Raw genomic sequence first — 23038 nt, forward strand, 5'->3', positions numbered from 1 at the left:
GATAGAGAGGATGATTTGAAGGAGATTAGCAAATAAATAAGCGGAACTGCTTTAACTGCTATCAAAACACCGCCCGCAGCAGATAGTTTTTAAATAAATATTATCCTAAAAAGATAATTTAGTTGCACAAAACTCAGCAGCAAAACTTTTACCGGCATGATATTAGCAATATCGCAAGTAATCTACCTATAAGTAGAACCTTATGACAACTACCCATGCAACAGGTATAATCAACGATCTGATCGAAATTAATAACGACCGCGTAGCCGGTTTTGAAAAAGCTATCGCGGACATCAAAGCTGAAAGCATCGACCTGAAAGAGCTGTTCCAGGGATATGCTGCTCAATGGCCAGGAACTTGCCGCACTTGTAGGCAACCCGGCTGATACTCAGACAGGAAACAGTGTAAGCGGCACCCTACACCGCGCCTGGATAGATGTTAAATCACTTTTTGGCGGCAGTGACCGTGAACGCATTCTATCCGAAGCAAAGCGTGGTGAAGATGCGATCAGGAAAGCTTACCTGGATGCATTAGCCGATGGCGGACTGCCTGCAAATGCGGTTGAAACTGTTTCTAACCAGGCCTCAGAAATCAACGGGGCGCATGATCAGGTAAAAGCTCTGCGTGACACCGCTAAACTTTAAAATTCGGTTATGAAAGCCGCCCCAAAAGGGGCGGCTACTTTGCGAAGTTGAATCCAAATAAATCAAAATGTTTGTTATTTAAGAAACTTTGTAAGTCGCCAACTTTTCATCAAAATCTGCGAAAGCAGAACCATCAACCACCGGTTATTTTTTAGGCGATTGTCCTTCGGGTGTAACATTGCCCTTTGATGTGGTATCCCCGCTTATAGAATCTTTTTTGTGTTGATCCCTTACCTGGTTTATGGTATTGGTATCCGCTATGGCGGGCCCGCCGCCACGGTTAACACTACTGGTATCTGTTGTTCCGTTTATTTCCTTTTTTTGATCGGATGTGTTACATCCTACAGCGATAAATGCAGCCACAAAGGCAGCAACAATCAAATTCGTTATTTTCATAGAATTTTAATTTGATAGAGCCTGTTTAACGAAACAGGATCTGTTAATCGATTAAATAATCCAGCTTTTGTTACTTTGAATTAAGTTGCTTATCTATAGCTTTAATGTGTTCGAGATGTGCCTTTAATGTTGGCAGCATCTGGCCGGCAAAAGCTTTTACAGCAGGATTTTTACCGTTCACGGCATAGTTTTCAAACGTTTCAACTGTATTTCGATGGCCATTTACCATAGCATGCACATATAGCTGGTCAAAGTTATTACCGGCATTTTTCAGCGCCGGGTCCGGCACAATGCCGCCTGTAGCCGCTGAAGGCAAACCGATATCTTGTTGCTTAGCCAGCTGCATCAGTTTTTGCTCGGCATCGCTATGATCTTTAATCATCATTTGCCCGAATGCTTTCACATCGGGCCGCTTTGCTTTTTGAGCAGCCAATCGACCTGCGTTTGCTTCCTGCAGGTTACCGATACTCGCTACAATTAAAAAATGTTTAGCCGTGGTATCGGGATCGGGCTGCGGAATTTGAGCGGTGGCCCCTAATGAAGAACCAGCGGCCAGGATGATGAGAAATATTTTTTTCATAATGATTTAATTAGGGTTGCCCTACCCCTCCTGATGAACCGTAAATCTGTCCGCTGGCGAAACTGGCGTCTGATGCGGCAAGTTGCACGTAGATAGATGCAAGCTCGGCCGGTTGGCCGGGCCTGCCCAACATTGTCCAGCTACCAAACATTTGTTGTTTTTCCGGCTGCGCTCCACCACTGATCTGTAATGCTGTCCAAACCGGCCCGGGCGCAACACCATTTACACGGATGCCTTTAGGCCCTAATTGCTTGGCAAGCGATTTTACATAATTCATGGTAGCTGCCTTGGTTTGCGCGTAGGCATAGAGATCGGGCGAGGGATCATAAGCTTGTTCAGAAGTTGTGCCGATAATTGCCGAACCTGGCGGCAGATGCGGCAACGCTTCGCGGATGATCCAGAATGGGGCGTAAATATTGGTTTTCATGGTGGCGTCAAACTCCTCGGTGGTAACATCGGTAATGGAGTTTATGGATTGCTGCCTGCCGGCATTATTCACAATAATGTCCAGGCCACCTAATTCGCTGACGGCTTTTTGTACCAGTTGTTTGCAAAAAGCCTCGTCACGCAGATCACCCGGAATTGCGATGGCCTTTCTCCCTTCCTTTTTAATTAGGGCGATTACCTCACGCGCATCGGGTTCTTCAGTCGGATAGTAATTAATAGCAACATCCGCACCTTCACGTGCGTATGCAATTGCGGCAGCACGGCCCATTCCTGAGTCGCCGCCTGTTATAAGTGCCTTTCGTCCCATTAACCTGCCCGATCCTTTGTAGCTGGTTTCGCCGCAATCCGGCACAGGACTCATTTTACTTTGCAACCCCGGCCATGGCTGCGGCTGACTTTTATAAGGCGGTTTTGGATATAAGGTTGTAGGATCGCTGATTTTCACTGCGTTATCAGCCGGATCAATTGAAGATTTTGTTGCTGCAAAGACGGGTGCTACAGCGGCAGCACCCAGCGTGGTGCCCAACCCTGCAATCACCTGCCTGCGGGTCATTTTATCATTACTTTCCATAATTACAGTTGTCTTTTCATAAGTGTATGTTATATTAGTTAGCCGGGCTACCCATTCACTACTTCTCCTCCGTTTACGTGGATTACCTGCCCCGTAATAAACGATGAATCATCCGAAGCAAGGAATACATAAGCCGGGCCTAACTCTGATGGCTGGCCGGCACGTTTCATAGCCGTTTCACTTCCGAACTCCTTGATCTTTTCTTCATCAAATGTTGAAACAATGAGCGGTGTCCAGACCGGGCCGGGCGCTACAGCGTTTACCCTGATACCTTTTTCAACCAGGTTAGTAGCTAAGGAACGGGTGAAGGTGGTGATAGCTCCTTTAGTCGAGGAATAATCAACAAGAGATGGGGATGAGCGGTAAGCTGTTACCGAAGTGGTATTGATAATAGTATCGCCGGCATTTAAATGTTCTAAAGCGGCTTCAGCAAAATAAAAATAAGCAAATATATTGGTGCGGAACGTGGTATCCAGTTGTTCAGGGTCAATCGCTTTAACGTCCTTTTGCGGAAACTGCATACCCGCGTTGTTAACCAGGATATTCAGCTTACCAAACTCTTGTACTGTTTTCTCTACCGCCTCTCTGCAAAAGGTTACGTCTTTTACATCGCCTTTAATCAACAAACATCGCTGACCGGTAAGTTCAACCAGATCTTTTGTGACCCGGGCATCCTCGTCCTCATCAAGATAAACAATGGCAATCTGGGCACCTTCCTGTGCAAAGTGAACGCTTACTGCCCGCCCGATACCGCTGTCGCCGCCGGTGATCAACGCGATTTTCCCTTCCAGCTTTTCGGCCGCCCTATAGGTCTTTTTAATATATTCTGGAGCAGGGTTCATTTCGGCTTCAATACCGGGTTGTTCGTCCTGTTTTTCTGGTCTTTCTTCCTGGGTTATCATAACAAATGTTTTAGTATTAACTTATGGTCTTAAAACAACTTTCACACAGTCGTCTTCTTTCTCGTCAAATATTTTATAAGCGTGGCTTACATCACTTAAGGGCAGCGTGTGGCTGATAATATCGTCCAAAACAACTTTCTCTTCCTGAACCAGCTTAATCAGATGGTTGATATAATTCAACACCGGGGCCTGGCCCATTTTCAGGGTAATCCCTTTATCAAAAATCCGGTGCAGCGGGAAGTTGTCATAAGGCGAGCCATATACCCCCATAATGGATACCGTACCCGAGCGGCGAACCGCTTTAAAGGCCATCTCCAATACTTTGATACTGCCTTTTTCAAAATTGATAGTAGCTTTCACTTTATCTAAAAATGATCTTTCGGGTTCAAAACCAACGGCATCTACGCACACATCGGCACCACGGCCACCGGTCATTTCGCGGATGGCTTCTACAACATCCACTTCATGGGGGTTAAGGGTATCCACACGATTTACAGCTTTGGCCTTTTCCAAACGGTAATTAAGCGGGTCGATAGCGATAACACGGCTGGCACCGTTTATCCAGGCAGCTTTTTGTGCCATCAGGCCCACAGGCCCCGAGCCGAAAATGGCTACAACCTCCCCACCCTTCAATTGTGCCCAGTCAATAGCCGACCAACCTGTGGGAAAAATATCGGTAAGAAATAATACCTGCTCATCGCTCAGGTTATCGGGAACTACGCGCGGACTGATATCGCCGTAAGGCACACGTACATATTCGGCTTGCCCGCCTGAATAGCCGCCATACAGATCGGTATAGCCAAACAGCCCAGCTCCTTTGCTGTCCATCAGATCGCCATCGGGGCCGTAATGTTTATAATTAGAGTTTTCGCATGATGGCGAAGCGTTATGCTGGCAGAAAAAGCAGTGCCCGCAGGCTATAGGGAAGGGCACAACTACGCGGTCACCCTTTTTCAGGTTTTTAACTTCGGCACCAACTTCTTCCACAATGCCCATAAATTCATGTCCCATAATCATGGGTTCTTTTTGCGGAACAGCACCGCTCAGGATATGAAGATCAGAACCGCAGATAGCGGTTGAGGTCACGCGAAGAATAACATCGGTAGCCAGTTCAATTTTTGGATCGGGCACCGTATCGTAACGGATATCGCCTGGTTTGTGGAATACTGCAGCTTTCATAGGTAGTGTTATAGATTAGTTTTTGTGGTTGTTTCTGTTGTTGAGTCTCTACGACTTTTTTGAATGCAACATGCAGGCTTCAACAACTTGTGTTATTTAATTTAGTCTTCGCAAGAATTTCATCTTCCCGCTTGCTCAACGTTTTCCTCAAGAAGCCTGATCGCTGTTTCGTTTCCCTGCTGCGCTGCCAGGTCAAAAACAGTAAGCCCCCGGCTGTCCCGGATAGTGATGTCTGCATCGTGAGCCAGCAAGATTCGCAGTAAATCATTGCGCCCAAACATCGCGGCAAACATTAGCGCCGTACCGCCATTGCCATGCTGGCGGTTAAGGTCCGCACCGCAGGCAATCAGCAATTCCGCAATTTCAGGATAGCCTTTAAAACAAACGCCCATAAGCGCCGTATTACCTCCAAAGTCTGCCGAGTTCACATCTGCTCCGGCTTCCAGTAAAAAGCGGGCAGCATCCAAACGGTTGTTATAGCAGGCAATAATGAGCGGCGTGTAACCTTTTTCGTCGCTGGCGTTCAAATCAGTACTATCGTTAATCATTTCGCGCAGTAAATTAACGTCGCCCTGCCGGGCGGCGTTAATTATTGATTGATTATTTGCATCCATCTTAAGCAGGGATTAGTCTTGGTTTCTCACGCTCCCAAAACCGGTGCTGTGCAATGGCTTTGATCAGCAATGCGGCGAACTTATCGTTGACCTCAGCAATCAGGATCCCCTCCCGCAAAACATTTTCCTCCGAGTAATCGGCAGGTAGCTTCTTGCTGAAATAAGTCGCTTCGATCACCTGCAGAGCGTCGCCCGATGCACCGATAGCTTTGCAATGTTTAAAAGCCTCATTCAAAAAATGAACAGCGTTGGACTCAGCTTCCAGCGTGGCTACGCAATTGGTTCCACCTGCCACATATACCGCATCGAACAGCACGGAGGCTGCACCCAGGAAACTTTGATCTACTTTGATCTGCTCATCGTTCTCTGCCACTATAAATCCTAATTTTGGCGCGACCACTTCTACCACGGCACCTTCAGCTTCCAAGGCAGCCTTAACGGTATTGAGCGATTCCGCATTTACGCCATCGGCGGCCAGGATCGCTATTTTGCGGCTTACGATACTATCTTTAATGGTGTTGGCCATGCTCAAAGCCGGAGAGGCAGCCAGCGAGCCATCTACCTGTACCGATTGGTAATCAACTGGATTGCCATCCGCTGGCACATTCAGGTTACCCGGAATAACTTCAGGAATATGCAGCCCCAGGTTAAAGGCAACCTGCGCGGCAAGCCCTTTATCAATCTGCGACAATACACCGAGCATACGCTCGCGTACAGCTACCGTTTTAACCTTGCCCAACTCGAAGCTCAGGGCATCAACAATGTGATTTTTCTCCGGCTCCGACTGGCTGTTGAAGAACAATCGTGACTGGCTGAAATGATCAAAGAAACTTTTACTTCGCGCACGCACCTTGCGGGCCTCCATGCGCTCCTGGTAAGATACAAAACCTCCATCGCGCTCTTTTACCTGCTGCGGATCATTGTTACCAAGCGAATTGGGACCGTAACTGGTTTTACCGCGGTTAATGGTTTGCCGCATAAAGCCGTCGCGCTGGTTGTTATGTACCGGCACAACCGGGCGATTAATCGGAATCTCCTGGAAGTTTGGCCCGCCCAAACGGGTGAGTTGCGTATCGGTATAAGAAAATAAACGCCCCTGTAATAAAGGATCGTTTGTAAAATCTATACCAGGTACAATATGCCCCAGGTGAAAAGCGACCTGCTCTGTCTCCGCGAAAAAATTATCCGGGTTACGGTTTAACGTCAGTTTGCCCACGCGCTGCACGGGTACCAGTTCTTCCGGTACCAGTTTGGTAGGGTCAAGCAAATCAAATTCAAATTTAAATTCATCTTCTTCCGGGATGACCTGTAATCCTAATTCATATTCAGGAAAGGCACCGCTTTCAATGGCATCCCACAAATCGCGCCTGTGAAAATCCGGATCTTTACCTGAAATGTTTTGCGCTTCATCCCAGGCAACCGAATGCACGCCTAGCAACGGCTTCCAGTGAAATTTCACAAAGCTGGATTTCCCTTCCGCATTTATTAACCTGAACGTATGTACCCCGAAACCTTCCATCATGCGGTAACTGCGTGGAATAGCGCGGTCGCTCATGGCCCACATAATCATGTGGGCAGATTCTGGTGTCAGTGATATAAAATCCCAGAAAGTGTCATGTGCAGATGCCGCCTGCGGAATTTCGTTATCCGGCTCGGGTTTCACGGCATGAACCAGGTCAGGAAATTTGATCGCATCCTGGATAAAAAACACCGGCATATTATTGCCTACAAGGTCAAAGTTTCCTTCCTGCGTATAAAAGCGCACGGCGAAACCGCGCACATCGCGCGCCAGATCAGTCGATCCGCGAGAGCCAGCTACGGTAGAGAAGCGGACAAATACCGGCGTTTCAATTTCCGTATCGTTCAAAAAGCCGGCTTTGGTTACTTCCGCAAGCGGTTTGTACAATTTAAAAACCCCATGCGCTCCCGAACCGCGGGCATGCACTACCCGTTCAGGGATGCGCTCATGGTCAAAGTGTGTGATCTTTTCACGCAGAATAAAATCTTCCAGTAATGATGGTCCCCGGTCTCCTGCTTTCAACGAGTTTTGGTCGTCGTTAATCGGCAAGCCTGTATTGGTGGTCATCTTTTCGCCGGCACTGTCGGCGGTATGCGGTGCCAGACTATCGGTTTTGGCATTTTCGGGTTGCGGCGCTAATTTTTTATCAATCGCAGCTTCGGTGCCTGATTTGGGTGATGGTTTTTTCTTTTCCATAAATTTAAAATCAAGCTTCTTCAGCCGCGCTGTAATTGATATCGGCTTCTGCCACTGCTGTTAATTTTTCATCAGCTGCCTTTTCTTCGGCGAGGGTCTGCCCAAGGACCTCAGCCACATCTTCCAGCCCTAATGTAATTGCCAGCTGGCACAGACCGCCATAAGTAGCGATCTCATAATGTTCAACTTTTTGCGAGGCGAGGATTATACCTACATCGCGGGTAGCCGTACCGGCTTCTGTACTTTCAATGATGCTTTCTCCTTCTTTAGCCAGGCCCTCCATGGCATCGCATTTTTGCGCCTGCGATTTTTCGCCAAGCAGGTCAAAAACCTGTTCCAGGCGGGTTACATGAACTTGTGTTTCAGTTAAATGATCTTCAATGGCAGCGGCAAGTGTTTTTGATGTTGCCGCATTGATCATTTTTGGCAGGGTTTTAACCAGGTGGTTCTCCGCCCAGTAAATATCCTTGATGCCATCAGTAAATAATTCGAGTAACGCCGGTTGCTGTTTGGGCGTAGTTTTGGTGCTGAATTTCGGTTCCCCGGATTCGTTTTTCATAGGTAGATTTTTAAAAAGTAGTAATTAAGGTAATTGCTCGGAAAAGAGGTATGGATAGCTTCGGCTGTGAGTATTATTAACATACCCAAAAGGAAATTGTTTAACTAATACGATAATAAACCATACCTGTTTGCTACTTAGCCGGACAAGACTTCAAATAACCTGAGATTAGATGTGTCCTTCGAGTGAGTTAGGATGCTTTAACAATCCCACTGTACCCTTTTTAAACCATCAAAGTAGATCATAAGACTCCCGGAGGTAAACAAATAAACCAGGACGGATATCATCTACTGAGGATATGCGGATGTGATTTTCAAACTTTTTACCTGAGGCTACACTTTTAATCACCGGCCTTTCCGGATGGGCCATCGCCGAATAAAACTTAATGTCCAATTCCTTTTTCATCGGGCGGATGATGAGGAACCCCACACGCCTGGTAAAAACGATACAATTAGGCGTTACGCCTACCAGTACCTTAGGCCAATCAGCCACTTCCGCCAAAATTTTATCAAAAGCAAGCACTAGTTCGGGGGAACGCCCCTCAAATAAACTGTCCAGGTCCACCCGCGCGCAATAATGCCGGTAGTCTTTCCACGGCAATTCACGATCACAATTGGGGCAGGTCCAGCTCATTTAATTATTCTACAAAGTTATAGCCAAAATAATGCCGCCATGGCCCGCCCAGGTACTCCCATAGATCCAACCCGACAGCTTTTACAGGAAATGGTACAAATTCAGAACGTAATTCGGCGAGTAACCATTTTGAAGCTTCCGGCGTCACCTTGTTTTGAATAGTAATATGAGGTTTAAACGCTTGCATATCCTGCGGGATCAATACTTGCTGAAAATGGCGTTTCAGTTTTGCATGGAACTGCTGTAATTCCATAGAGTCGATCAGGTAGGCAACACCGGCACCTAAATGGCGCAAACCAGCAACATTCATTTCAAAATAATGAACTTTAATAGTATCTAAATAGTTTAAAGTATCTTGTTTATTCGGCAATTGATGAAACAAAGTCAGGTGCGCCCTCAAAAAATTGAGTTCCGGAGGAAAGTGTCGCCTACGCAAACTATCAAAGTAGGTTTGACTTTCTGCATCTAACCGGAGTGTCAATATCAATGGCTTTTGTTCCGCCTGCATCTTTCTGAACAGTATTTAATTTCCCCCCAAACTTTATCCCATTTTTTTCGCCAGGTGAATGGTTTGCCGCAAATCAAACAGATCTTCTGCGGCAAATCCTGTTTTTTAACCCCTCGCATTTTTCCAGACCTTTTTCATAGCCGAGTAAACCGGATCAGATTCGGCTTCCTTCCAGCGCCTATAAAATATCTTCGCCGATTCAGCCTTTTCCGGATCACCCGTTCCGCGCTCCAGCAAAGCATAATCCCGTTGCGCATTATACTTTTTCCCGCCCTTGTAGTTCGCATAGCGCCTGGCCCGCGTATAACCCATTTGCAGATACTTCCGCGCCATATCCGCACCAGCAAAATCCCCCGACTTCAGGTAACCCTCAAACAAACCAAAAATCGTCGCACTGCTTTGCTCAGCTATTTCTTTGCTCTTAAAGCGCCAGTACCGGCCGATCTCAGATTTATAAGGCTCACAGATCAGTACGCCCTGCTCACCCTTCCCCACACGATATTTTTCCGGCTGCTGCCGGTAATCGATGTCAGGTTTCCAGGAATAGCTATCGTTATCAAATTTAAGGTAACCCGGCTGCCGCGACGCTAATTCTTTTTGCATAGTACCAGAACAAGCCAAACTGCCTGCTGTTTCAGCGAAGAACCCGTTGGAATAAAATTTATTAATCCCTGAGAAATGGCAAAGCAGTTGACTATGAGGACAACAGTACCAGATGCATTTCAAATTTGTTGTGGGCGAACATGGGTAACCAGGGCCAATAAACATATCTTATGAATCCTTACATTTTCAAACAGGTTGCGTACCTTCTATCTCATAGCGTTGGAACTTTCTATTCCAGATGGGAAACAATGGCACAGGTCTCTAAATGATAAAAACCGGGCATACCGAGCTGGTGGCCTGGAGAACGGTTTTAAACAAAGTTCAATCATTGTTCTGTCGCAATGAAAAAGTTCAGGTCGTGAATCCTGGCATAATAATGTGATCGATCACAAATCCAAATCCGCCAATAAACGCAAATCAAACAGGAAATAGTTCGAAATTTGTAAAGTAGGGGTCACTTTTTTAGGCAAGTTGTCAAATCTTTTGCGACATTTTATGGAGGAAATTCTGTTAACGCTGATATCATCGTTCTTGACGATAATTACTCATTATTTTTCAGGCCATTTACTTAACACTTAATCTCCCGTTTTCTCGTTGTCAAGTTCCCTCACTTTTTCGGATTTACCGTCATTGATTTCGTAGTAGGTTTCACTGTAATGCGTTGCGTCGATGATTTTCAGGATACGCTTATCTTTTTTAACCTCGCCTCTGATCAACTCACTTTCCCCATAAAAGGTAAATTCTTGAGTCCTGGGATCATAAGTACCTGTTTGGAATTGAATATCACTCCCTATATGATTGTTAATAGAAGTCATCACAAATTTTTGCCTGACATTGTCGTAACCTTCAATTTGTTGACTGCTATAAAATTCCTCTATCATTTTTCCATCCGCAACCGGGACACTCAGCTTACCACCTTTAATTTGAATAGCATAAAAGCGGCCATTGTATATGGGCTTACGCGTGAGCGTACCCTTGACGAACGGACGCTGCACATCATGGAATTTCCAAGTGCCGGTTATTCGTCGCAGCAGTTCGTGATTTGCTCCCGGCCGGGAGTAATCGAGCATTTGTGTATAGGCGTCCGGCTTTTTTGTATCTGCCTGGGCAAAAGAGAACTGAGGAGACGCAGCAAACACGGTCATAACAGCCAGAATTAAGGTTGTTTTTTTGATATTCATAAGTAATTTACTTTTTAAAAGATTGGGATTTTTTAATTTTTTGATGCAAAACGCTTGTCTGTCAAAGAAACCAGGAAACTTTCCAAATCAATTTTCTCCTGTTCGCTCAGGCCCATTGGAGTATTGAGTAAGGTGTCCCGATTAATCGAGTGAGGAACTATTTTATCCGGATCATTATAGTAGTCAATTACCTGTCGCAAAGTCTTAAACATGCCGTTGTGCATATAAGGGGCGGTAATTGCAATATTTCGCAAGGCACCTATTTTAAACCGGCCAAGGTCTGTTTTTTTCTTCGTAACGCAGGCCCGGCCGCTGTCTTGTAATGTTTTAGCATCATACAGGCCGATGGAACGAAATTCAACATCATTGAAGTCCGGTCCGAAATGGCACTGGATGCAACGTCCTTTGCCATTGAAAATGGCAAAGCCCCGTTTTGCAGATTCGCTTACGGCATCTTCATTATCGTTCATGCGCCAATCGTCAAATGGTGAATCGCTGGTTTCAAGGGTCCGTTCAAATGAAGCTATTGCTTTAGCTAAATTATTTGCATTTGGTACTGAATGAAAAACAGATTGGAAAGCCTTTTTATAGTAAGCATTGTTTTGGAGACGAGATATCGCCGTAGCTAAAGCAAGATCCATTTCAATCGGGTTTTGGAGCGGGATCAAAGCCTGTTGTTCCAGCGTAGTGGCCCTCCCGTCCCAAAAGAAAGCTACCTGCAATCTCATATTCATGGCTGATGGTGTGTTTCTCACGCCTTTTCTGTTATGTACGCCTAAGCTAATGGGAGAAGTATCTGAAAAGGCGAATTCCTCTTTATGGCAGGATGCGCAGCTGATCTTACCATTACGTGAAAGTATAGGATCAAAAAAAAGTTTCCGTCCTAACATGACAGCAGTTATTGAATCAGGTTCTTTGAATGCGCCTTGCGAGATGATCAGGGAGATACCCAATGTTAAAAGTATGATCCAAAACTTCTTCATTAAAATTATTTCTTAACTGCCTGGCGAACTCTTTTAAATAAGAATCCATTTGTTCCTTCTACACGTCCTTTACAGGTATCCTGGATGACATGAAATTTCAGGGAATCAAGTTGCCCGAAAAATTCAACTTTGTACTTGCCTTCGTATTTCGCGTTACAGGTAGGGTCCGACATATAAAGTGTATCGTGGTTCATATGATACGTCCCGCTTACGAATTCCTTGTTATTCATAAAACCATCAAAGGATCCGTTTGCCCTGAAAATGGCAAGAAACTTGTAAGGATCGCCTTTGAACACTCCGGAATTTTCCCATTTCCCAACCAGCGGATTGGTTTGGCTAGTAAATGAAACGGCAGCAAATAAAACAATACTGAAAATGGTTAACAGATATTTTGTTCTCATTGAGTTGATTTTAAGGCCTTTGACTATCGCAAATAAAAGTCATACCTCATAAAGATACTTTAGAGCATGTTACAATTACTTTCGAATTTGTTGCATAGCTTATGAAGTTTGTGCAAAAAGACTTTATAAATTCGAGAGCAGTTAAGTCATCAACGAACTAAATACACGCCTGATGAATAAGACAATTGCAGTAATACTAACTCTTGAGGTGTAAATACCAAACCGGGACAGGCACCGAAAAGTCATGGAGCATGTAATGAATACGTAAATACCTCATATGATGAAAATACTGTTCATACTCATGATTGTGTTCCGCGTCATCGGAGGGTTTTCAATCAAGGGAGAATGGAGCTTCTTATATCAGTTGGCGTTTGTGGACTTTCCTGGGCTCCTGAAGGCGGGGCAAGTGCTTGTCCGGGGGCGACTGGTCATTTTGCACCGTCATCAAATAATCATTCCTATGACAGAAGAAAAATCAATTCAGGGCCAGGGTGCCAGGACAATAAAAACCAAGTACGACTTCATTATTGTAGGTGCTGGTTCTGCAGGTTGTGTTATCACACGCCGTTTGGCAGACAACGGAGCTTCGGTAAGCATAAAAATAATCATGAGGGGCACCAATGTTGTTTACCCATTGCATTGGATCTGTAATGCTGTCAATGTCTGCATCTGTGCCACCGGCTTCCAGCAGCAATAAGCGGATTACATAAGAAAAAAAAACGGAATTAGAACTAAAATTAGAACTAACTCCGGCTCGGTACCCAAACCTGTCGGCTACACGAACCGGTTTTTCGATGACCTAAAGCGGTTTGCCGCGTTATTGGATCAATAACATAGATTTGAAATATCTAACCCGCCTTAATCGAACCGCAGCCATATGTGCATATCCGTTAATTATTGAACGGGCGGGAGTAATTTTATAAGATTCTTCCTCTCCTGCTCACTAACCTGCTTAAGCAACTGAATTTCCTCTGGTATAAGTTTATAACAACGCTCAAAATTCTCAATATAGTTTGCGAAATTCATTGGATGATAACTTAGTAAGCGATTAGTTTCCTCCGCAATACCAAGATTTTTCGGAATATAAATACCATCATTACCGTTATCACTATTTTTTAATACCGCAGTAATCATCGACAAGCGTTTGAACTTCTCTACAAGCCCTGCAGTTGTCAACATTCCTGGTGCCTCGTTATAGGTTATGCGTAATTGCCTTGCAACCTTGCAGCTTTGTTCAGGAAGCAAAATATTTAAACATAGATTGCCGCCATCATAATTCCAGCTGCCATCCTGGTTATCCGGATTAAATTGCAGAGGTTTGCCGTTTACCGATACCTTTAACGGCGGCTGGGTACCAAATAGCTTTATTTTAATTTTTTTCCGTTCGGCTATGCCCTGATAACGGCCAACAGCAGGTGCGATATTCACAATTTGCTCATTGCCGTCGATCCGCGATACTATGTTAGTTTCAGCAAATTGATTTTCATAATTTTTATTGTTTCCGTTATCCTCGTAAACCTGAAAATTGCCGCTACCTCCCGGAAATATGCCCAGGATTAGGTTATTCGGATTATTGTCCAGATTTTGAATTTGATCATTATACATAGGTATCACCGAGCCGGCTTTTACATATACCGGGTATTCGTTGATCGAAAATGAACGTTCAAGCACCTGGCCTCCTTTTAGCAGAGTCCCTGTGGACCACTCATACCAATCATTTCCTTTCGGCAACCAAACTTTAACAGCGGCGAATCCATCCTTAGATGGTGTCGTAACCGGCCTGATCAGCATATTATCGCCAAACATGTACTCTTCTTTATAGCTGTAAGCTTCCGGCTGTTTCGCATAATCATAGTACATCGGCCGGCAAAGCCCGATGCCGGTTTCAAACGTTTTCCTTGACATCGTATAAATGTAGGGCACGAGCGCGTAACGCAGCCTGATGGCATCATGTTGTGCTGTAGCATACTCCGGAGCAAAATTCCAGATCTCTTTTTTGATAGCTGCGTTTTTAGTAGAATGCGTTCGCATGATCGGGCTGAAACCACCGTATTGCAGCCAGCGTGTATAAAGTTCAGGCTCTACCCCTTTTTCGTTTCCTTTGAGGATGTGCCCGCCAATATCGTGGCTCCAGTAGGAATATAAAACATTTGAAGCCGTGCTTGTGAAATAAGGCTCATAGGCCAATGACTCCCAGGACATGAAAGTGTCTCCCGAAAAACCGATCTGGTAACGGTGGTTACCTAAACCGCCCCAACGGTGGTACAGCAAAGGCCTGTTTTGGCTGTGCATTGCTTTATCGGTAAAAAATGTATAATTAAGCCACCACGTATTACTTAACCGGGGGATTTTGTTGTCGTTTGTCCATTGTTGCCAGTCCAGCCACCAAAAATCGACACCGGCTTTCTCAATCGGCCTTAATACAATGTCGAATAAGCCGCGCATAAATGTTTTGTTGGATACCTCAAACGGGATAACTTTCTTTTGTGCGGAATCGGCCTTTATATAGGCTGCAAAATCATGGTAACGTTCTTCTGTGGGTTGGATACCATCTGCGGGATGGAGATTTAATGTGGTTTTCAAATGATTGTCCTTTGTCCATTTCAGAAAATTGGCCGGATCAGGAAAAAGGTTCTTGTTCCAGGTGTAACCCGTCCAGCCTTTGGTATGCCAGTCCATATCTATTACCAAAACATCTGTAGGTACATCAAAGCGTTTGAGGTTTTGTACCAGTTCCCGAAGTTCGTTATCCGAATAACTCCAATACCGCGACCACCAGTAACCAAACACATAACGCGGCAACATAGGCACCTGACCTGCAATTTTGCTAAAATCCAAAAGGGCTGATTTATAGTCATCGCCATAAGCCATAAAGTACCAGTCCAATTTCGGAGTGCCGGGCGCGGTTACCCATGGCCAATCAGAATGATCCAATCTTAGGGATTGCGAATCATCCAGAAAAAACCAGCCGTCCCGCGAAAGGATGCCATCTTCCAGTTGAAGTTTTTGATTACTGTACAGGTTCATTTCACCGTCTTGCCCGTCTAGCGTGCGGGCTGTTCCTTTTAAATTGAATTTTTGTTTTTGTCCCGGCTTCCACGATACCGTATCGGCATTCAAAAAACGGATCTTTAGATTGGTGCTGTCAAATACTCCTGAATTGATTTTGTAGGCAAGCTCAATCTTCCTGGTTTTTAGGTAAAACCATTCATTTTCCGTCCGCGTGCTGAATGCCGGAACGGGCAGTTTACGGTTAACCACAACCAGCGAGGCCCTGTTATCATAACTTGCGGACTGTCCCCATTGTAATCTTACCAGTTGATCTGTAAGCACGGTAAACCGCGCGTTCCCGGATTGCACAACGGCTTTTGGGTCGGGTGTTAATTGATTCCTATTTTGACCATATGCGTTACCTGCAAAAAAAATCAGGTTGCAGACTAACAGCTTAAAAAATGTTATTGTTTTATGTTTGTAGGTGACGAGCATATAAGTGAACTTTAAAACTGCGATCAGGAATAATCATAAGAGCTGAACGGGCGTATCCGGCCAGATTATGTATTTATATAGCTGACGAGCAGTGATGAACGGGCATACAATAGCTTTCCGGTTTAAAGAATCCGGTTTAGTTTGATATAAAAAAACAAGGGTGAGCTAAAATTAATAGCAGGTATCCTGTCGTTTACCTTTCGTTTATCAACGGCCAGGCTAAAGCGATTGTCTTATTCAAAACAACCGCTTTAGTTAGCCGTCCCGGGTTGATCTTTTACACTGCTGTTATTTTAAAACCGAAGGTAAAAGCAGGTCAGCCGGTATAAGGGTTTAGGTTACCATCCATAATTTTGTACCAGTGCCGGGTCGATATTGATCTCGGTCTGAGGTATTGGCATCAGGTAATGCCTGTCGGCAAAAACACGGGTTTGATCTACCACTGTTTTATAAAACACGGCAACACCCGCAGCTTCACTATTAGGATCCAAGCCGGTAGCGTTCAACTCTCCAGGTGTAGGCCTCGCATTCATGCCGTGCATATTGCCGTTGTCTACCGTTTTAGCTATCAACCAGCGACGAACATCCCAAAAACGCTGATTTTCAAAGGCAAACTCCACACGTTTTTCATTTTGGATCCTTTTCCGCATACCTTCTTTGGTATTATCAGCCGCGATGATGGGTAAGCCCGGCATAGATACCCGGCTGCGCACGGCGTTTACAGCGTTATACACATCGCTGTTTGGCGCAGCTAAATATTCATTCATAGCCTCAGCATAAATCAAATAGATCTCGGCCAGACGGATAATCGGAAAATTACGGTTGGCATCGCCGCCACCTTTTAAATTAACATTAGGATCGGCCCATTTACGCCAGTTGTAACCGGTTTCGCAGTTGGTGCCAGGTTTCGGCCAGCCGTCGCAACCACCGCCGTTATTGCCAAACCAAGCAAATTTTAAGGGCCTCGCATTGTTCGTATAATTCCACACGTCGTACTGAAAAAATATAGTAGCGTAAAAACGGGGATCCCTGTTTTTATACATGTTTGATATATTGGATACAGGCGTATTCCTTACACCGTCCCATAACTCGCCATTCCAAAAGCCCGTAGCCTGATAACCCGATTGAGGGTCTGTTATTGGCCTGCCGTTATTCATTTCGTACGAATCAACCAACTCCTGGAACACGCTCATTTTACCGTTGCCGTTAACGGCATTGGCATCCCGGCCGTTAGGCAAATAATTACCTTCGAAATTCCTGTTGTTCCCCATAATATACGGCAATATGATCTCATCATAATTCCTGGTAAAAAACAACTGCGCATAGTTATCAACAGGGTTTGACGGGTTGGGATTGGATAGTGAATAAACATTCAGGTTTAGCACCGCTTTGGCTGCGTTGGCCGCCAGCAGCCATTTATTGTTATCATAGGACTGAGGGAACAACTGCGTTCCATCGGCATTTTTAATACCGGCATACATCGTGTTCCCGTTAAATAAAGGGCTGGCTGCATAAAGTAAAGTACGCGCCTTTAATGCTAACGCTGCACCCTTGGTTATCCGCCCATAATCTGCCGAGCCAATGGCATAATTTACCGGTAGAATTTCGGCAATGGCGTCACATTCCGAGGTGATAAATTTAACCACATCATCAACGGTGTTCCTTGTTGTGGTGGTGGCCGCCGGATCTGTTGTGGCTAAAACTGTATTGATTAAAGGGACGGCGCCGTATCTTCTGAATAATTCGAAATATTGATTGGCACGCAGAAATCTTGCTTCCGCCTTGTACAGCGGAATGCGGGGCGCGTAATAATCATTCCTTGAGGCTGGGATAGGTGTTTTATCAATACTTGCCAGGAAAATATTAGCCGACCGGATATACTGGTAAGCCCGGCCCCAGATATCGAGGGAGTTGTTGGTAGCGTTCCAGGCACCCGAGTTAAACGGCAATTCGGGCACATTTTCCCAATGGTTTTTACATTCATCAGTACAGGCCCCTAAAACCGTTCCACCTCCGTAAATGAACTGTATATCATTATTGTTCAGCGAGGCGTATAAATGGTTCCATGCACCTTCGGCATTTTGGATATTATTAAAAACCGCATCCTGCGTAACCAGCTCTGTCGGTACCACGTTAAGATATTTTTTGCAGGAAACCACAGAAATGCAGGCCATTAAAAACAGGTATATGAGTTTGTTGCTTTTCATGTTGAATATTTTAAAATGTAAATCTTAAACCCGCGTTGATCACTTTTTGCTGCGGATAAGTTCCGGTACCGTTGTTACCAATTTCCGGATCGAAATTGAAATCCTTTAGCTTGCTCCATGTCAACAGGTTAATGCCGTTAACAAAGACGCGGGCATTCTCTATCCCGATCCTTTTCATCCATGTTGCGGGTAAGGTATAGCCCAGTTCAACAGTTTTTAGGCGCAGGTAATTTGATGAATAGATCCAAAAGGTGGAAGCTTGCTGATTGTTCACGTTATCGGCCGATGAAATACGCGGGAACATATAATTGGCATCGGGATTTGTGGCCACCCAGTGGTTATCCACCACCTGTACCAGCGAACTGGCAAAGCGCGAAAAGGCATAAACCCCTGATCCCGAGAGTAAAGTAGAGCCGCCTAAACCACCCTGAAACAGGACACTTATATCAAAATTGGCATAATGATAGCCCAGCGCTACGCCAAACTGCGATTTGGGATTGGCTACTTTTCCGGGAAGAAAACCGGCATCTAAACTGTTGATCACATGGTCTCCATTCAGGTCTTTATACTTAATATCACCCGGTTTGGTAACACCAAGGCTTGCCTGCGAAGGGCTGTTATCAATATCCTGCTGGCTTTTAAACAATCCGAGGGCGGTGTAACCGTAAATTTGGTTGATACTCGTACCTTTTAAAGCCTGCCATTCGCGACCGGGATAATCGGGCTGGGCATAAAACAGGATCTTATTGGTGGCATAGGCATAATTAACGGTGATACTATATCCCTGTTTTTTACCAAACTCGTGCCTGTGGCTTAGCGAAATCTCATACCCCCGGTTATCGGTTATGCCCGCGTTAACCGCCGGTATTTGCGGCAAACCTATAAAAGACGGGATCAGCTGCGAGGTGGCCAGGATATTATTGCGGCGTTCTTTAAAAACATCCGCCGAAAGTGAGAACATCCCTTTCCATAAACTCAGGTCCAGTCCCAGGTTTATTTTTTTTGACCGTTCCCAGGTTAATAAGGTATTGCCGGCCTGGCCCTCCAAGTAACCGGTATAGCCATTTCCATTGCTGTTAAAACCCAATCTATAGGAGTCGCCGGTTACCCATGAACTCAGGTAAAGGAACCTGCTCGAGCCTATTTTATCATTACCAACAATACCGTATGATCCGCGCAATTTAATTTGATCGATAAAGCTAAGCGAAGGGTTATCTTTAATAAAATGCTCGTTTGATGCTATCCAGCCTGCCGAAACAGCCGGGAAGAAACCAAACCTGTGCCCTTCGGCAAAGTTTTCAGACCCGTTATAGCCGAAATTAAATTCAGCCAGATAACGGTCGTCATAAGCATATGCCGCGCGGCCTAAAACACCCTGGTATTTATAGGGCAGCCCTGCCCTCGCGTTTCCTACGCCACCACCCACAGCATCAAAAAAACTCGACTGGTTGTAAATAGCCATCGCTTTTACCGAATGCTTCCCAAAATCACGGTCGTAGTTTATATAAGCCTCCAATACAGTGCGTCGTGATCCGTTGGCGTTCACCACGTAATCAAGCGTACCGGTACCATTATTTACAATCACGTAATGGCCATTAGCTGCCAGGTCGGTCTCCGTATCGGCAACGCCCTGGTTCAGTAAATACTGGTAAGTGATATTGGATAACGGTCTGTTTACATTCCGGAAGTTATCATTATCAAATGATAACCGGACACGTGTACTCAAACCTTTGGTCAGCCAGCCCAGGTCCCATTTAAAACCAGCGGTAGATTGCAGGGCGGTTTCAAAGTTCCGTTGGTAACCTGACTGGGTCAGATCAACATAAGGTGACTGGTTAGTATTGGGCGCGGCACCCGGCGATCCATCAGGATTGGTTATAGGGTAATACCAAGCGGGTGTTTGTTTGATATCATTAAATATTTGCGAGGCATTCGCGCCCGGATAATTCCTGTCATAAACGATCGCCCCGAGGTTCAACTCCATCGACAGGCTTTTGGTAAGGTTCAGGTCGATGTTAGAGCGGAAATTATATTTATGGGTGATGGCCTGGATATCGTACTGGCTTACCGCATCTTCATAATTATAAAGGCCGTTTTGCTGCAGATAGGATAACGAGATAAAATATCTTGTTTTTTCGGTGCCGCCAGTGACGTTCAAATTACCTTGCGAGAGGTAGGAAAACGGCTTCAGCATCGTTTTTGTCCAGTTCACATTAGGATATAAATATTGATAGGCCGGATAACTGCGGTCCCGGTATTTATTCAGCAAAACATCGGTATAAGCGCTGGTATCTGCAAAAAGACCATCATTTATCAAACCTTCTTTATAGAGCTTGCGGCCGGTATATGAATCAACATACTGCGGTAAAGAGGTTGGAGACTGCCAGCCATTTTGAGCGGTCGCCGAAATACGCGATGTGCCGATCTTTCCGCGTTTGGTAGTAACCAGTACAACGCCGTTAGCGCCTTGTATGCCATATATAGCGGTTGAAGCCGCATCTTTAAGGATGCTTACATTTTCAACCTCATTGGCATCTATACCGCTAAAGTCCCTTTGGATACCATCAACCAAAACCAGTGGAGCCGAATTGTTAGTCGTACCGAAGCCCCTGATGTTCAGAGAGGAACCATCGGCACCCGGCTCACCGCTGTTTTGAACGGTTAACAAACCGGGTAAACGACCGGCAAGCGCGTTGCTTAAATTGGCGACCGGGCTTTGTTGCAACTCCTTAGTACCGACAGATACGATCGATCCCGTAACCCGTTCTTTCCGCTGAGTTCCGTAACCTACCACAACAATTTCCTGAAGGCCATTACCTGGAACAAGGGCGATAATGCCAAGATCCTTCGCGGCCTGAACTTCTTTGGTAGTATAGCCTATGAAAGAGATGACGAGCGTACTATTTTCCGGTATATTCTTAAACACAAACTCGCCCTTTTCATTGGTGGTCATCCCCTGCCCTGTTCCTTTAATTTTTACCGAAGCACCGGGTAAAGGCCGGCCGGCCTCATCAACCACGGTTCCTTTAACCTCAATATCAGCTATGACCGCTTTATTTTTATTGACATCAGGTTCAATGCTTTCGCCATTGCCCTTAATGACAATGGTTTTTTCGGCAAAACTGTAGGAAAGCGGCTGACCTTTTAATAAAATATCAAGTACCTCTTTAATGTCGGCATCTTTAACATTGATGGATACTGATGGCGAATTTTGCAGCAGCTTATTTTTATAAAAGAAAGTATAGCCGCTTTGCTTATTGATATCTTTTAATACTTTTTCGAGCGATACCCCGTTTTCGGACAGGGTGATTTTTTGGGCGAACACATCCGCTTTAACCTGTAAAGTAAAAGCGATAGTTAACAAAATAATTAGCTTCATCACTAAAAATGTTCTTCGACTTAAAAACAGAAATTCGCAGTTTTTTAAACTACGTAGATTAATTTTCATAGTTTCGTTAAGTTTTTGGTTTGATTAAAATTGAACTGTGCTGGTTTTCTATTAATCTCGGATCCAGAAACTACCGCGCGAGCGGAACCTGCCGGCAGTGTTGGAAGCACTTCCGGCATTTTTTATGGATGAGAATTTTTAAAGGGAGCTTTTAAGTATCTGTTTTCTTCATCTTAAATTGGGTTTTGAGGTTAATAATTGGTATTGGTTCTTATAGGATGATGCAGGGGGCTATGGAGAGACGATAAGCTTTCGCCCGTTTTGTTTTACATTGATATCATCAAGTTTCAGGATTTTCAGCACCTCGGAAAAAGCTGCGTTACGGGGGATCTCACCGTTGTAGGTATCATTACCCAACTGGCCCTGATATTCCACTTCGACATTATACCACCTGGAAATTTTGCGCATTACATCATGAATGTCCGCATTTTTAAACAAGATCCTCCCCTCTTTCCAGGCCACAAACGCTTCTGCATCAACAGTTATCTTTGATAACCGGTTATTTTTGAAAACAGCTTGTTCATTGGGTTTTATGATGACTTCAGGAACGCCCGGAGTTTGATTTTTTCCGTAAACTTTAACGCTCCCCTGCAGCAGCGTGGTTTTAACTGCATTTTCGTCCTGGTAGGCGTTGATATTAAAATGAGTACCCAACACCTGTACCAACTGGCCTGCAGCGGTCACCTTAAAAGGCCTGCTGCTATCATGGGCCACCTCAAAATACGCTTCGCCAGATAGCTCAACCACTCTTTCCCTGCCTGTGAAGTTTATCGGAAACTTAATGGTACTACCGGCATTTAGCCAGACCTTCGTACCATCGGCCAGTGTAAGCTGGTATTTTCCACCCAGGGGCGTTGATAATACATGGTACGGCGGTGATGAACGGGAGATTCCGGCAGTGGTTTTCTGATAAGTCACGCTGCTATCGATATCGTTATTGACAGCAACATCATTAAGGGTAAACAAGTGCCCTTTGTGCAAACCATTAAGGACAATTTGCTTTCCTTCCGCGAGCGTTAATGTGGCCTTATTACTGCCCGGTTTGACAATATTGCCGCCGGATGCCATTTCCTGAGGTTTAGTATTTCCGTCGAAATACTTATGGACAACAAGTAATCCACCAAGAGCAAAAATAACAGCCGCTGCTGCCCACCATCGGATCCTGATAAGCGGTTTTATCTGGTTTTTAGATAACCGCTTGTGCAGATCTGTTTTCAGGCGTTTCTCAATTTCAGCTCTGTCACCAAAATCCGCAATCCAGGGCATATCCGATAAATCGAAGTTATCGCGATATGCTTCAAATAATTCTTGCTCTTCAGGCGTACAGTTACCCGACGTGCAACGTTCGTATAATTCTTTAAATTCCTGGTACAACATGGCTATAACGGTTATTAGTACAGACAACTCCCGCGGCAATAACTCACACACCTTTTTTATTTTTTTTAACTTTTTTGCAAACGATCCAAAATCAGACCAGGCTA

22 protein-coding genes are annotated in these 23038 nt (G+C 45.0%); 3 read left to right on the plus strand and 19 right to left on the minus strand.

Annotation, left to right across the window (positions count from 1 at the left end; translation table 11 throughout):
• Positions 1-202 precede the first annotated feature (202 nt).
• Both BLS28_RS31345 and BLS28_RS14720 read left to right on the plus strand, forming a co-directional pair.
• The gene (locus tag BLS28_RS31345; protein WP_256337433.1) at positions 203-385 is read left to right on the plus strand and encodes a ferritin family protein; all 183 of its coding nucleotides are present in this window, start codon (positions 203-205) and stop codon (positions 383-385) included.
• On the plus strand, positions 336-644 hold the full coding sequence (locus tag BLS28_RS14720) for a PA2169 family four-helix-bundle protein (RefSeq protein WP_256337434.1): 309 nt from the start codon (positions 336-338) through the stop codon (positions 642-644). The genes BLS28_RS31345 and BLS28_RS14720 overlap by 50 nt, the downstream gene beginning before the upstream one ends.
• A 144-nt stretch (positions 645-788) precedes the next feature.
• Here the strand turns inward: BLS28_RS14720 and BLS28_RS14725 are convergent, their stop codons facing one another.
• The 15 genes from BLS28_RS14725 to BLS28_RS14795 form a co-directional block, all read right to left on the minus strand.
• Positions 789-1040, minus strand: a complete 252-nt coding sequence (locus BLS28_RS14725) for a hypothetical protein (RefSeq protein ID WP_091168518.1) — start codon at positions 1038-1040, stop codon at positions 789-791.
• Between the two features lie 70 nt (positions 1041-1110).
• Complete coding sequence (locus BLS28_RS14730; RefSeq protein WP_091168520.1) at positions 1111-1620, minus strand: DUF4142 domain-containing protein; 510 nt, start codon at positions 1618-1620, stop codon at positions 1111-1113.
• 10 nt (positions 1621-1630) lie between these two features.
• Positions 1631-2638, minus strand: a complete 1008-nt coding sequence (locus BLS28_RS14735) for an SDR family oxidoreductase (RefSeq protein WP_091168521.1) — start codon at positions 2636-2638, stop codon at positions 1631-1633.
• A gap of 47 nt (positions 2639-2685) precedes the next feature.
• A complete protein-coding gene (locus tag BLS28_RS14740) occupies positions 2686-3540 on the minus strand; it encodes an SDR family oxidoreductase (protein ID WP_091168524.1) in 855 nt (284 codons plus the stop codon).
• Between the two features lie 21 nt (positions 3541-3561).
• Positions 3562-4719 carry a zinc-dependent alcohol dehydrogenase gene (locus BLS28_RS14745; protein WP_091168526.1) on the minus strand — a complete coding sequence of 386 codons (1158 nt, stop codon included), beginning with the start codon at positions 4717-4719 and terminating at the stop codon, positions 3562-3564.
• A 119-nt stretch (positions 4720-4838) separates the two neighbouring features.
• Entirely contained in the window at positions 4839-5333 is a 495-nt protein-coding gene (locus BLS28_RS14750; RefSeq protein WP_091168529.1) for an ankyrin repeat domain-containing protein, read from the minus strand.
• A gap of 1 nt (position 5334) precedes the next feature.
• Positions 5335-7548, minus strand: a complete 2214-nt coding sequence (gene katE / locus BLS28_RS14755; protein ID WP_091168531.1) for a catalase HPII — start codon at positions 7546-7548, stop codon at positions 5335-5337.
• A gap of 10 nt (positions 7549-7558) precedes the next feature.
• Positions 7559-8107: a YciE/YciF ferroxidase family protein gene (locus tag BLS28_RS14760; protein WP_091168534.1), complete on the minus strand. Its 549-nt coding sequence runs from the start codon at positions 8105-8107 to the stop codon at positions 7559-7561.
• A 231-nt stretch (positions 8108-8338) separates the two neighbouring features.
• Positions 8339-8740 (minus strand): DUF5655 domain-containing protein, encoded by a 402-nt coding sequence (locus tag BLS28_RS14765; RefSeq protein WP_091168537.1) that lies wholly within the window; start codon positions 8738-8740, stop codon positions 8339-8341.
• Between the two features lie 4 nt (positions 8741-8744).
• A complete protein-coding gene (locus tag BLS28_RS14770; RefSeq protein ID WP_091168540.1) occupies positions 8745-9248 on the minus strand; it encodes a 2'-5' RNA ligase family protein in 504 nt (167 codons plus the stop codon).
• The gene (locus tag BLS28_RS14775) at positions 9224-9367 is read right to left on the minus strand and encodes a DUF2256 domain-containing protein (protein ID WP_091168542.1); all 144 of its coding nucleotides are present in this window, start codon (positions 9365-9367) and stop codon (positions 9224-9226) included. Before BLS28_RS14775 ends, BLS28_RS14770 begins: the two co-directional genes overlap by 25 nt.
• A complete protein-coding gene (locus BLS28_RS14780; RefSeq protein WP_091168545.1) occupies positions 9354-9851 on the minus strand; it encodes a DUF4385 domain-containing protein in 498 nt (165 codons plus the stop codon). Before BLS28_RS14780 ends, BLS28_RS14775 begins: the two co-directional genes overlap by 14 nt.
• Positions 9852-10426: 575 nt before the next feature.
• Positions 10427-11032: a DUF1579 family protein gene (locus BLS28_RS14785; protein WP_091168549.1), complete on the minus strand. Its 606-nt coding sequence runs from the start codon at positions 11030-11032 to the stop codon at positions 10427-10429.
• A gap of 32 nt (positions 11033-11064) precedes the next feature.
• Complete coding sequence (locus BLS28_RS14790) at positions 11065-12015, minus strand: cytochrome-c peroxidase (RefSeq protein WP_091168552.1); 951 nt, start codon at positions 12013-12015, stop codon at positions 11065-11067.
• Between the two features lie 5 nt (positions 12016-12020).
• Entirely contained in the window at positions 12021-12416 is a 396-nt protein-coding gene (locus BLS28_RS14795; protein ID WP_091168556.1) for a hypothetical protein, read from the minus strand.
• A gap of 277 nt (positions 12417-12693) precedes the next feature.
• Here BLS28_RS14795 and BLS28_RS30540 point away from each other — a divergent pair, with 277 nt between their 5' ends.
• Positions 12694-13113 (plus strand): hypothetical protein, encoded by a 420-nt coding sequence (locus tag BLS28_RS30540; RefSeq protein ID WP_143020771.1) that lies wholly within the window; start codon positions 12694-12696, stop codon positions 13111-13113.
• A gap of 197 nt (positions 13114-13310) precedes the next feature.
• Here BLS28_RS30540 and BLS28_RS14805 read toward each other — a convergent pair whose 3' ends face one another.
• From BLS28_RS14805 to BLS28_RS14820, 4 genes are all read right to left on the minus strand, one after another.
• Positions 13311-15749: a TIM-barrel domain-containing protein gene (locus tag BLS28_RS14805; RefSeq protein ID WP_218134420.1), complete on the minus strand. Its 2439-nt coding sequence runs from the start codon at positions 15747-15749 to the stop codon at positions 13311-13313.
• A gap of 491 nt (positions 15750-16240) precedes the next feature.
• A complete protein-coding gene (locus BLS28_RS14810) occupies positions 16241-18109 on the minus strand; it encodes a RagB/SusD family nutrient uptake outer membrane protein (protein WP_091168568.1) in 1869 nt (622 codons plus the stop codon).
• A 10-nt stretch (positions 18110-18119) separates the two neighbouring features.
• Complete coding sequence (locus BLS28_RS14815) at positions 18120-21488, minus strand: TonB-dependent receptor (RefSeq protein ID WP_176844467.1); 3369 nt, start codon at positions 21486-21488, stop codon at positions 18120-18122.
• Positions 21489-21788: 300 nt separating this feature from the next.
• Positions 21789-22934, minus strand: coding sequence for a FecR family protein (locus BLS28_RS14820; protein WP_091168573.1), 1146 nt, complete (start codon positions 22932-22934; stop codon positions 21789-21791).
• Between the last annotated feature and the right edge of the window lie 104 nt (positions 22935-23038).

The organism is Mucilaginibacter gossypii (assembly GCF_900100945.1).
Taxonomy (GTDB): Bacteria; Bacteroidota; Bacteroidia; order Sphingobacteriales; family Sphingobacteriaceae; genus Mucilaginibacter; species Mucilaginibacter gossypii.

What these genes read in the sequence shown, in the direction of transcription:
- BLS28_RS14760 (WP_091168534.1), bottom strand. Translation starts at nt 8,107, where the DNA reads ATGAAAAACGAATCCGGGGAACCGAAATTCAGCACCAAAACTACGCCC.
- BLS28_RS14820 (WP_091168573.1), bottom strand. Translation starts at nt 22,934, where the DNA reads ATGTTGTACCAGGAATTTAAAGAATTATACGAACGTTGCACGTCGGGT.
- katE (WP_091168531.1), bottom strand. Translation starts at nt 7,548, where the DNA reads ATGGAAAAGAAAAAACCATCACCCAAATCAGGCACCGAAGCTGCGATT.
- BLS28_RS14810 (WP_091168568.1), bottom strand. Translation starts at nt 18,109, where the DNA reads ATGAAAAGCAACAAACTCATATACCTGTTTTTAATGGCCTGCATTTCT.
- BLS28_RS14770 (WP_091168540.1), bottom strand. Translation starts at nt 9,248, where the DNA reads ATGCAGGCGGAACAAAAGCCATTGATATTGACACTCCGGTTAGATGCA.
- BLS28_RS14780 (WP_091168545.1), bottom strand. Translation starts at nt 9,851, where the DNA reads ATGCAAAAAGAATTAGCGTCGCGGCAGCCGGGTTACCTTAAATTTGAT.
- BLS28_RS14735 (WP_091168521.1), bottom strand. Translation starts at nt 2,638, where the DNA reads ATGGAAAGTAATGATAAAATGACCCGCAGGCAGGTGATTGCAGGGTTG.
- BLS28_RS14740 (WP_091168524.1), bottom strand. Translation starts at nt 3,540, where the DNA reads ATGATAACCCAGGAAGAAAGACCAGAAAAACAGGACGAACAACCCGGT.
- BLS28_RS30540 (WP_143020771.1), top strand. Translation starts at nt 12,694, where the DNA reads ATGATGAAAATACTGTTCATACTCATGATTGTGTTCCGCGTCATCGGA.
- BLS28_RS14750 (WP_091168529.1), bottom strand. Translation starts at nt 5,333, where the DNA reads ATGGATGCAAATAATCAATCAATAATTAACGCCGCCCGGCAGGGCGAC.
- BLS28_RS14745 (WP_091168526.1), bottom strand. Translation starts at nt 4,719, where the DNA reads ATGAAAGCTGCAGTATTCCACAAACCAGGCGATATCCGTTACGATACG.
- BLS28_RS14720 (WP_256337434.1), top strand. Translation starts at nt 336, where the DNA reads ATGCTGCTCAATGGCCAGGAACTTGCCGCACTTGTAGGCAACCCGGCT.
- BLS28_RS14765 (WP_091168537.1), bottom strand. Translation starts at nt 8,740, where the DNA reads ATGAGCTGGACCTGCCCCAATTGTGATCGTGAATTGCCGTGGAAAGAC.
- BLS28_RS14815 (WP_176844467.1), bottom strand. Translation starts at nt 21,488, where the DNA reads ATGAAGCTAATTATTTTGTTAACTATCGCTTTTACTTTACAGGTTAAA.
- BLS28_RS14725 (WP_091168518.1), bottom strand. Translation starts at nt 1,040, where the DNA reads ATGAAAATAACGAATTTGATTGTTGCTGCCTTTGTGGCTGCATTTATC.
- BLS28_RS31345 (WP_256337433.1), top strand. Translation starts at nt 203, where the DNA reads ATGACAACTACCCATGCAACAGGTATAATCAACGATCTGATCGAAATT.
- BLS28_RS14785 (WP_091168549.1), bottom strand. Translation starts at nt 11,032, where the DNA reads ATGAATATCAAAAAAACAACCTTAATTCTGGCTGTTATGACCGTGTTT.
- BLS28_RS14730 (WP_091168520.1), bottom strand. Translation starts at nt 1,620, where the DNA reads ATGAAAAAAATATTTCTCATCATCCTGGCCGCTGGTTCTTCATTAGGG.
- BLS28_RS14790 (WP_091168552.1), bottom strand. Translation starts at nt 12,015, where the DNA reads ATGAAGAAGTTTTGGATCATACTTTTAACATTGGGTATCTCCCTGATC.
- BLS28_RS14795 (WP_091168556.1), bottom strand. Translation starts at nt 12,416, where the DNA reads ATGAGAACAAAATATCTGTTAACCATTTTCAGTATTGTTTTATTTGCT.
- BLS28_RS14775 (WP_091168542.1), bottom strand. Translation starts at nt 9,367, where the DNA reads ATGCGAGGGGTTAAAAAACAGGATTTGCCGCAGAAGATCTGTTTGATT.